Raw genomic sequence first — 8,856 nt, forward strand, 5'->3', positions numbered from 1 at the left:
CACCGGAGTCAACCGGTAGAGCCCGGCCGCGGGCGGAGGTGTTGCCCTCCTCGATAAACCCGGTGTCGTCGATGATCAGAACACCGTCGGCCTCGCCGAGCTTGGCGGCGACGTATTCCCGCAGGTCGTCGCGGATGCCATCGGGCTCCCACTTCGATCCGGCGAGGAGGTGCTGCAGGCCGTCAGGGGTGGAGTGGCCGGCCTCTTCGGCCAGCTGCCGGCTGTCCTTGCGGGCGACCGGGGCGAGCAGCCCGCGCACGTAGTCCCGCATCCGGCGGCGGAGCTCGACTCGGCCGAAGCGGTGCCCGATGGTCAGGAAGAGATCGTCCAGTTCGAAGTCCCACTGCGCGGCGGCAGACTCGGTGACCACCCTCGGAGGCTGCCCCGCCCGCTGTCACCACCTGCGGTGATGTCGCACGATCGAGGGGCGGTCTCTGTGAGACCGCCCCCGCACTATCGAAGTCCCGCTACATCCCCGCCACCCGGCGAAAAGACCAGGTCAGACAGTGAAATCCTGCTGGAGTACTAGGTGTGCTGACCGGACAGGTCGGTGACGCGGCTGGCTGGGGTGTGGCCGCCGAGACGCCGGGCGCCGCCCCCTCGCACGGGAAGCGGTGCCCGGCGCGGTTCACGCCGAGTGGACCTCCAGGGCGGCACGCACGGCGGACTCCAGCGCTCCCTCGATCCACGCCGGTTTCACGGAGGTGTGGTCGCCCGCGAAGTGCAGCGGCCCCTCGGGGGCCGGGATGGACGTGAGCAGCTCTGTGTGCTGGCCGGGCAGCAGCACGGACGCCTCGCCGTAGGCGTACGGGTCGCGCATCCAGCTCTGGGTGCGGCCCGCGCCGGTGTAGAAGACCTCGATCCGCTGGCCGTACACCTCCTGGAGCCCGCACAAGGCGTGCGGGTAGCGGGCCTCGTCGTCCAGGGAGTCCCAGCGCAGGGCGTCGTCCGCCCAGCTGTAGGACGCCAGGACCACCCCGCCGGCGCTGCCGGGCACCGGGTGAGACGGCTGGTACATGAACCGGTTGGCGTTGTCGGAGACCGAGCCGCCACCGACGACGTCGACCGCGGCCGGCTGGTCGCGGCTGACGGCGCGGTTCGCGGCGTAGTGGGTGCGCTGGCCGGCGGTGATGTGGCCGGACGGGACGGACGGGTGGGCGCCGAGCAGGCTGCCGTCGCCCGGGGTCCGTCCGGCGCGGTAGGCGTCGTAGAGCCCTTGGTCGATGCGGCCCAGCTCCCGCTTCCAGTCGGCCTCGTCGAACTCCCACCAGCGGCGGCTGAACTCCAGCAGCACCTTGGTCGCGCAGTCGTAGTGCAGCTCGGTGACCGCCCGGCGCTTGGTGTACGACATCGGCGGGCTGACCTGCACGTGCCGCAGGCCGGAGAAGGGCACGGTCACCACCGCCGCGTCCGCCGTGAACTGCTCGCGCACGACCGGGCCACCCCGTCCCTCGGAGACGGTGTCCACCCACACGTGGGGTCCCCGGGCGCCTACGTGCCGGGTGTCGCTGCCGGCCCGGTCGGGGTCGGGATCGTAGTACTCGATCCGGGTCACCCGCCGGTCGAACCGCACGGTGTCGCGGACCTTGGCCAGCAGGGCGTCGGGCAGGACGGCCGTGCCGCCCTCCAGCTCCCAGAACGCGGTGTCCGGGCTGATCAGGGAGGACCCGATGAAGCTGTGCACGAAGGACAACGGCAGCCGTGAGGTGAGGTTCTCGACGGTACCGATCAGGTCGACCGTCCGCTCGTCCAGGCCCGCGTGCTCGGTCAGGAAGCGGAACATGGACCAGTCGCCGAAGCGCTGGATCACCCTGGCCCAGCCCTGGATGCGTTCGGGCAGCGGCTTGTCGGTGCGCTTGCCGTCCGGCCCGAGCGTGCTGAACTCGTCGCGCACCGGGTCAAGAACCGAGCGCAGGATGGCCGCGGCCGGGGTGTCCCAGCGGGCGCGCGGGACGCCGAAGGAGCGGTTGATGCGCCGGGGGGCGCGGGCGTAGTCGGCGCGGCGCATGCGCACGCCGTTGACGTGGATCCAGGTGTGCGCGGCGGGCCGTCCGCGGCCGTCCACGTCGACGTAGTAGAACGGCCGCTTCTTCAGGCCCAGTTGGCTGATGAGGTCCATCACCAGCGGGTGGCTGCCGGGCAGCCGCATCGCGCCGGCCTCGGCGTACTGGCGCGGGTCGGCGAAGGGCTGCGCCCCTTTCTCGTGGCCGCCGCGGCGGAACGTCTTGATGCGCCCGCCCACCCGGTTGCCGTTGGCCTCCAGGACGGTCACGTGGTGTCCGGCGCGCTGGAGCAGCCACGCCGCGACGAGGCCGGCCGGGCCGGCCCCGATGACGAGGACTTTCTTGGCCCTGGCCGTCCGGGTGCGGGGCAGGCCGTCCTTGAGCACGCGCCGGTAGCCGGGGACGAGGGGCCGACCGTCGTCGTCGACGACGAGCAGGGCCCGGGCGACGGCGAGGCAGCGGTCGAAGTCCGCGCCGCGCGCGGCGGAGAGGGACGCCGCCGGGGCGGGTTTGCGCGGGGGCGACTGCGTGGGCAGGGCGGCCGCACTGCCGGCGCTGAGGAAGGCGGCCACGGCGGTCGTGCCCGCGGCCGTCGTGAGCGTACGTCTGGTCAGGCCGCCGTGGTCGGCGTCAGCCTGGTGATGCTCGGTCATGCCGCAACTTCTACTGGCACGCCGGACCGGTTCACTCCGGGTTGTGGTGAATTGCCACGGACGAGGGAAAGCCCCCGTTCAAACCGGTGCGTGACCGGGTGCGCGGGGCACGCGGGGGCGGGCGCCTGCCCCCGATTACGGCGAAGGAATGAATCGCGCCCCTTGCCGCCCGGCGCGCGAGGCCGGGTCAGGACACTGCCCCCTACAGACCTGCGCGCGGAGGGGGAACACAGTGGAACAGCGGCCCGGGGCGGGCGCCCGAGCGCGGTACTGGTTCGACGCGACCCTGGCACGCGGCACCTCGGCCCTGGTGGGCTGGCTGGTGATGGTCTGCCTGGCCGTCGTCGTCCCCGTGAGCGCGGCGCTGGTGTGGACGAGCGGGCACGCCCCCGCCACCCTCTCCGGGAAGGTGGCGGCGATCTGGCGCCTGACCGGGGAGACGATGCGGCTGGGTGGCACCACGGGCAGTCCGGCCCAGGTGGCGCTGTCGGTGCTGCTGGCCCTGGTCGCCCTGGTGTATGTCTCGACCCTCGTCGGTCTCATCACGACCGGGCTCACCGAGCGGCTCATCGCCCTGCGGCGCGGCCGCTCCAGGCTCCTGGAACGCGGCCACCTGGTGGTCCTGGGCTGGTCGGAACAGGTCTTCACGGTGGTGAGCGAACTGGTCGCGGCGGGCGCCAACCAGCGCCGGCGGTCGGCCGTGGCGATCCTGGCCGACCGGGACAAGACGGCCATGGAGGAGTCCCTGCAGAGCAAGGTCGGCCCGACCGGCCGGACCCGGCTGATCTGCCGCAGCGGTCCGTCGGCCGACCCGGCCGTGCTGGCGCTGACCAGTCCGGCCACCGCCGACTCGGTCATCGTGCTGCCGCCCGACGAGTCCCGCAGCGACGCGGACGTCGTCAAGGCGCTGCTGGCACTGCGGGCGACGGCGCGCGGTGGCGACGTCACCGTGCCCGTCGTGGCGGCGGTCCGCGACAGCGGCTACCTACTCGCGGCCCGCCTGGCCGCCGGGTCCCGGGGCGTCGTCCTGGAGAGCGACACCGTCACTGCCCGGCTGATCGCGCAGGCGGCGCGCCGCCCGGGACTGTCCCTGGTCCACCGCGGCCTGCTCGACTTCGCCGGGGACGAGTTCTACCCGGCCGCCCACCCGTCCCTGGCCGGCCGTGAGTTCGGCGAGGCGCTGCTCTCCTACGGCAACGCCAGCGCGGTCGGGCTGATCCGCGGCGGGGTGCCCTGGCTGAACCCGCCCGCGCGGACGGTTCTCGAACCCGACGACCAGCTCCTCGTCATCGCCGCCGACGACGACACCGCCGAGCTCGCCGACTGCGCGCCGCTGGTCGACGAGCAGTCCGTGGCGGGCCCCCGGCCGTCGGACACCCGGCCGGAGCGGCTGCTGATGCTGGGCTGGAACCGCCGCGCACCCCTCGTCCTGCGGGAGTGGGGCCGCAACGCACCGCCGGGTTCGGTGGCCGACGTGGTGGCGGACGAGGACGAGGCCGTGGTGGGGGCCGCCTGCGACGACGACAGTGACGTCGGCGACGACGACGGCCCCGGCTGGACCTGTGTGGCCCTCAGGGGCGACACCACCCGCCCGGAGACCCTGGCCGGCCTGGAGCTCGGCTCCTACGACAGTGTCATCGTGCTCGGCCAGGAGCCACGGGCCGGTGAGCCCCCCGAGGAGCCGGACACCCGCACGCTCGTCACCCTGCTCGTCCTGCGCCACCTCGAACGGCGCACCGGCCGGGAGCTGCCGGTGGTCACCGAGCTCACCGACGACGGCAACCGGCCCCTCGCCCCACTGGGCCCCGGAGCGGACGTGATCATCAGCGGCAAGCTCATCGGGCTGCTGATGGCGCAGATCTCCCAGAACCCCCACCTGGCGGACGTGTTCGACGAACTGTTCTCGGCCGGCGGCACGCAGATCCACCTGCGGTCAGCCGCCGACTACGTCGTGACCGGCCACGAGACGTCCTTCGCCACGGTCGTCGCGGCGGCACGCGCCCGGGGCGAGTGCGCCGTCGGCTACCGCAGCCACGCCGACGCCCACCGGGCCCCCGGGTACGGGCTGCGCCTCAATCCGCCCAAGGCGGACCGTCGGCGCTGGTCCGACGGCGACGAGGTGGTCGTCATCGCCGGGGAAGGACGTCGGGGTGCCGCCAGGAGCGGTGGGAGCGGCGGACTCCCGCTTCCTCGCCGTACTCCCCGAGGATGATCACGTAGAAGGCGGCGCCCGCGAAGACGCGTATCGCCCGCAGGGGGTCGCCGAGGCGGTGATGATGACTGCCAGACGTCGCCAGGGCCGTGGCGCCGGGCGGACGGCCCGATGCCGGGGCGTGGGCGATGGTCGCTGCGCTCATGTCGGGGCCGCCGCGGCCGTCCCAGAGACTCGGACGGTAGTTGGGGTCGTAGGAGACCGTCACACCGTGCCGCCGCGCGGCCGCCATGGCCTCGTCGGCGACATCCACGGTGGTGTCGGACAGGCCGGCGAAGATGACCCCGGTGTGGAACAGCGTGGACCGGCGGAAAAGACCGCGTCCCAGTTGATGTCCCCTTCGCGCAGCTGGGAGAAGGCGGTGTGCGCGCGGTCGCTGACGCCGAGGGCGCCGCGGATGCCGTAGCCGCGCTCGACGAAGTTCAGGCCGTTGCGGGCCGTGCGGCCGATGCCGTCGTCGGCCGCCCAGCGGATGAGCGAGGTGTCGACGCCGCCCTGGAGGATCAGGTCCTCGACGAGTCCGCCGGAGGCGCCGCAGCGGCCTTCAGAGCGCAGGCAGTGGAAGCGCCACCCGTGGCCCGAGGCCGAACTCCTCGGCCTCGTCGGTACTGACGACCGCAATAGTTCCCGCAGGGACCCCGGCCAGCGTGGCCACGCGGGACGCCACCGCCAGAAGATCTCCCTGACTGGCCCCGGTGATGAAGAAGACGTAGACGTCCCCGTCCTCCTCGCCCTCATCGAAGACTTCCAGGTCACCTTGGTCTTCGAGATCAGACAGGAAGTTTTCGACCTCGTCGATCCAGGGAAACGGGTAGGCGCCGTCTGGCAGCTCGGGCGTCGGCAGCAACGGCACGTGGATCTCAACAACCATGGTGGGCACGAAGGCATCTTGCCCCTAGAGCCTCTGCCCGGCTCAACCGGGGGCGAGCCGCGTGACCAGCCACGCTGAGGTTGAAAAGGGCTCAGTGTTTCCGCTGCGATTAATTGGTTTTCCCGGGGTTTCCGCACTGCCCTCACCGAAAAGAGTGATGCGCATCACGGCATGCAGCTTCTGGCCTGCTGCTTTACGCGCCCGGCAACGCACTCAAGGGAAAGCCGGTCTGTAGATCGGAGACGTCGCCAAGCACTGTGCTCAAGCTACGAGTACCTCCGAGAACGCGAAAGGAGCCCTGCTTCCCAACGGGTTTTCAGACCACTGAGTTAGGAGAGCTCCTTGCGCAGTGCTTCAACGCAACGAAACGCAACGCAACTAACACCGATACGGAGCTTAGCGTGAATTCACGAGACGAACATCCCCTCGACAGCCGGGCGTCAGCCATTACTCCGCTCAAGCGCGGAGCTCCCCTGGCCGACCGCAATGCGGTGGCCGCGGACGGCGAGCTCCTGCACAGGACGCCCGGACACCGGCCTGGCCCGTCTCTCCTACGGCCAGGCCCCGGCCCCGGGTTCTGCTGGACGAGCTCACCGCCGTACGCGGCCCGGGGACTGACTGGGATCTGTACGAGTACCTCCATTCCGCCCTCACTCACGTAGGCGAGCATGGTGCCTCCCTGCTGATGCTGATGCTGATGGCGAAGTCGAGGCACAAGAACCCAGAGAACGTCCGCCGCTATTTCAAGCCCTCTCCCGAGGCGATCTCGGAGCTGACAAGCCTGCTCGCCCCCGGCGATAGCAGACGATGAAGCACACGTGGTTCGTCGGCAGGGGATGCCCGCCGTCAGCTCGCCTCCGGCCCGAACCGACGCTTGTACGCAGACGGTGTGATGCCGGTCTCGCGGCGCATCAGTGTGCGCAGATTGGCAGCTGTGCCAAGCCCGCTGCGCCGCGCGACTACCTCGAACCGGGACTCGCCTCGCTCGATCAACCGGCACGCCAGAGCAAGCCGTTCCCTCGTCAGCCACGCCAGCGGCGTCGTGCCCAGTTGCGCCTGGAAGCGGCGATGCAGAGTCGCTGGACTGACCGCCGCACGCGCCGCAAGGCCGGACACGGTGAGCGGTGAGTCCAGCCGTTCCTGAGCCCAGGCCAGGACAGGCGCCAGGGACTTGTCCGGCAGGTCGGGCATGGGACGCTCCACGAACTGCCGCTGCCCACCGTCCCGGTGCGCCGCGAAGACGAGCCGCCGGCTCACAGAGTTGGCGACCTCGGCGCCGTGGTCGCGACGGACCACATGCAGCCCAAGATCGAGCGCAGCTGCACTGCCTGCCGCGGTGAGGATGTCACCGTCATCCACGAACAGCACGTCCGCTTCGAGCTGGACAGAGGGGTAACGGGTCCGGAAGGAATCCGCCCATTGCCAGTGCGCGGTCGCCCGGCGCCCGTCGAGGACTCCGGCCTCGGCCAGTGTGAAGGCGCCGCTGCAGAAGCCGACCAGACGCGCACCGCGGGCGTGTGCCCGGCGGACGGCATCGAGCACGGCGGGACGGCGGGGCACTTCGATGTCCGGCCGGTTGGGGACGATCAAGGTGTCCGCCGTGTCAGCCGCCTCCAGGTCGGCGACTCCCGTGAGCGTGAAGAATCCGTCTCGCATCAGGGTGCTGGGCTCGGGCGAACAGAGCCTGAAGTCGTAGAGATCACGGCCGATCTCCGGTCTGTGCAAACCGAAGACCTCGGTCGCGCAGCCCAGCTCGAAGGGGTTGGAGTTCTCGTCCACGATCACGACGACCCGGTGTACGCCCGTCGCGCGAGCTGCGTGCGAGGATTCTTTCGCCATGTGCGATTTCTAGCACTCACGGCGGCCATACAAAACAGCTCAGGATGAGCCCATGAGCAGCGAACCCATTCCCCTCCGCAAGGCTCTGGCCTCCTTCGATGCCTTGTGGAGCCCTCGCATCGTCACGCGAGTCAACGACTATGACGTCCGCATCGCCAAGGTCGAGGGCGAACACGTCTGGCACGTACACGACGACACCGACGAGTTCTTCCTGGTACTCGACGGCGAGCTGCGCATCTCCCTGCGCGAGCCCGACGGGGAGCGCACGGTCCTGCTCCCGCAGGGGGCGGTCTTCACCGTTTCACGAGGCACAGAGCACAGGCCGCACGCTCCGTCCGGCGCCGCCATCCTCATGTTCGAACCCACCGGGACACCGACCGTGGGCGATCGCCACGACGAGATCCCGGAGCACGTCGACGCAACAACCGGACACGCACTCAGCACCTGACCCGACACGCTTAGCTTCACCTTTATCATCCGCGCGTCTGCTCGGGACGTGCACCGACCAGGACTTCAGAGCCCCGCATCGAGGACACTTCCCGCAGAGGCAGAACGGGCTGATCTGCAGTTCGCGCTGGCGTCGGTGGCTGAAGGGGCGATCTCTCCGGCAAGAATCGCCTTCTGTCCATTGTCAGTGGCTCCCCGCAGCTTCAGGTGTATGGAGCACGGTGTATTTCTTAGGGAGCTCGGGGAGATCAACCCTTTCTGAGCTCGACCTCAACGTCCGTGAGGACCGGCTGTTGTGGGAGTCGCTGTACGGCAAGACCGTCAAGGGCGATCTGGAGTGCCTGGAATGCCTGGAGTGCCGGAAGAACGATCCGGGCTGCCCGTAGTGGATGTTCCTGCGGTTGTGGAAGGGACGCCCCGTCGCGGTCCACTACAGCACCGGACGACGGCACCCCACGACTCCGGAAAGCCCGAGGCACAAGGCTCTGAAGGAGCGCACCGCCAGCCGCAGAAGACGCCGGGTTCACCGCAGAACTCGAGGCGCGCGCACCTGACGGGCGGCGCCGTACCGACCTCCTCGTCCGCAGGCGAGAACGATCTGCTGCTCGGGTGCGAGATCTAGACGATTAGTTCCGATGTGGCTCAGTGGTCGTAGGCGATCAGTGACCTGGTGATGGGTGCGCCGGTGGCGCGGTTGTGCCAGATCGCGGAGGTCATCGCCAGGATCCGCTGGGCTACCCGGACGCCGACGCCGTCGATGGTGCGGCCGCCGTGCTGTTCGAGGTCGAGCTGGCCTTTGAGGGTGTCGTTGACCGACTCGATCAGCTGGCG

The 8,856-nt window shown here is 70.2% G+C and carries 6 protein-coding genes and 4 pseudogenes; 3 read left to right on the forward strand and 7 right to left on the reverse strand.

Features of this window, described 5'->3' with window-relative positions:
* Positions 1-31: 31 nt before the first annotated feature.
* Together ACZ4Z2_RS28410 and ACZ4Z2_RS28415 are read right to left on the reverse strand one after the other, a co-directional pair.
* A pseudogene (locus tag ACZ4Z2_RS28410) lies at positions 32-370 on the reverse strand (transposase); the annotation flags it as partial.
* 258 nt (positions 371-628) lie between these two features.
* On the reverse strand, positions 629-2,656 hold the full coding sequence (locus ACZ4Z2_RS28415) for a flavin monoamine oxidase family protein (RefSeq protein ID WP_468079756.1): 2,028 nt from the start codon (positions 2,654-2,656) through the stop codon (positions 629-631).
* Between the two features lie 232 nt (positions 2,657-2,888).
* Here ACZ4Z2_RS28415 and ACZ4Z2_RS28420 point away from each other — a divergent pair, with 232 nt between their 5' ends.
* On the forward strand, positions 2,889-4,868 hold the full coding sequence (locus ACZ4Z2_RS28420; protein WP_468079758.1) for a CASTOR/POLLUX-related putative ion channel: 1,980 nt from the start codon (positions 2,889-2,891) through the stop codon (positions 4,866-4,868).
* Here ACZ4Z2_RS28420 and ACZ4Z2_RS28425 read toward each other — a convergent pair.
* The 3 genes and pseudogenes from ACZ4Z2_RS28425 to ACZ4Z2_RS28435 all read right to left on the reverse strand — a co-directional run bounded on the left by ACZ4Z2_RS28425 (position 4,783) and on the right by ACZ4Z2_RS28435 (position 5,739).
* The gene (locus ACZ4Z2_RS28425) at positions 4,783-5,013 is read right to left on the reverse strand and encodes a hypothetical protein (protein WP_468079776.1); all 231 of its coding nucleotides are present in this window, start codon (positions 5,011-5,013) and stop codon (positions 4,783-4,785) included. The genes ACZ4Z2_RS28420 and ACZ4Z2_RS28425 overlap by 86 nt on opposite strands.
* Positions 5,014-5,393 (reverse strand): annotated as a pseudogene (locus ACZ4Z2_RS28430) (carbohydrate kinase family protein); the annotation flags it as partial. It lies immediately after the preceding gene.
* 19 nt (positions 5,394-5,412) lie between these two features.
* On the reverse strand, positions 5,413-5,739 hold the full coding sequence (locus ACZ4Z2_RS28435) for a hypothetical protein (RefSeq protein ID WP_468079778.1): 327 nt from the start codon (positions 5,737-5,739) through the stop codon (positions 5,413-5,415).
* A 525-nt stretch (positions 5,740-6,264) separates the two neighbouring features.
* On the opposite strand from ACZ4Z2_RS28435, the pseudogene ACZ4Z2_RS28440 reads away from it, so the two are divergent.
* A pseudogene (locus ACZ4Z2_RS28440) lies at positions 6,265-6,550 on the forward strand (site-specific integrase); the annotation flags it as partial.
* Positions 6,551-6,585: 35 nt separating this feature from the next.
* Here ACZ4Z2_RS28440 and ACZ4Z2_RS28445 read toward each other — a convergent pair.
* Positions 6,586-7,578 carry a GlxA family transcriptional regulator gene (locus ACZ4Z2_RS28445; RefSeq protein ID WP_468079759.1) on the reverse strand — a complete coding sequence of 331 codons (993 nt, stop codon included), beginning with the start codon at positions 7,576-7,578 and terminating at the stop codon, positions 6,586-6,588.
* A gap of 52 nt (positions 7,579-7,630) precedes the next feature.
* Here ACZ4Z2_RS28445 and ACZ4Z2_RS28450 point away from each other — a divergent pair, with 52 nt between their 5' ends.
* Positions 7,631-8,026 carry a cupin domain-containing protein gene (locus ACZ4Z2_RS28450; RefSeq protein ID WP_468079761.1) on the forward strand — a complete coding sequence of 132 codons (396 nt, stop codon included), beginning with the start codon at positions 7,631-7,633 and terminating at the stop codon, positions 8,024-8,026.
* A 641-nt stretch (positions 8,027-8,667) separates the two neighbouring features.
* On the opposite strand, the pseudogene ACZ4Z2_RS28455 reads toward ACZ4Z2_RS28450, so the two are convergent.
* Positions 8,668-8,856 (reverse strand): annotated as a pseudogene (locus ACZ4Z2_RS28455) (IS982 family transposase); the annotation flags it as partial.

It is taken from the genome of Streptomyces sp. NPDC030183 (assembly GCF_055573455.1).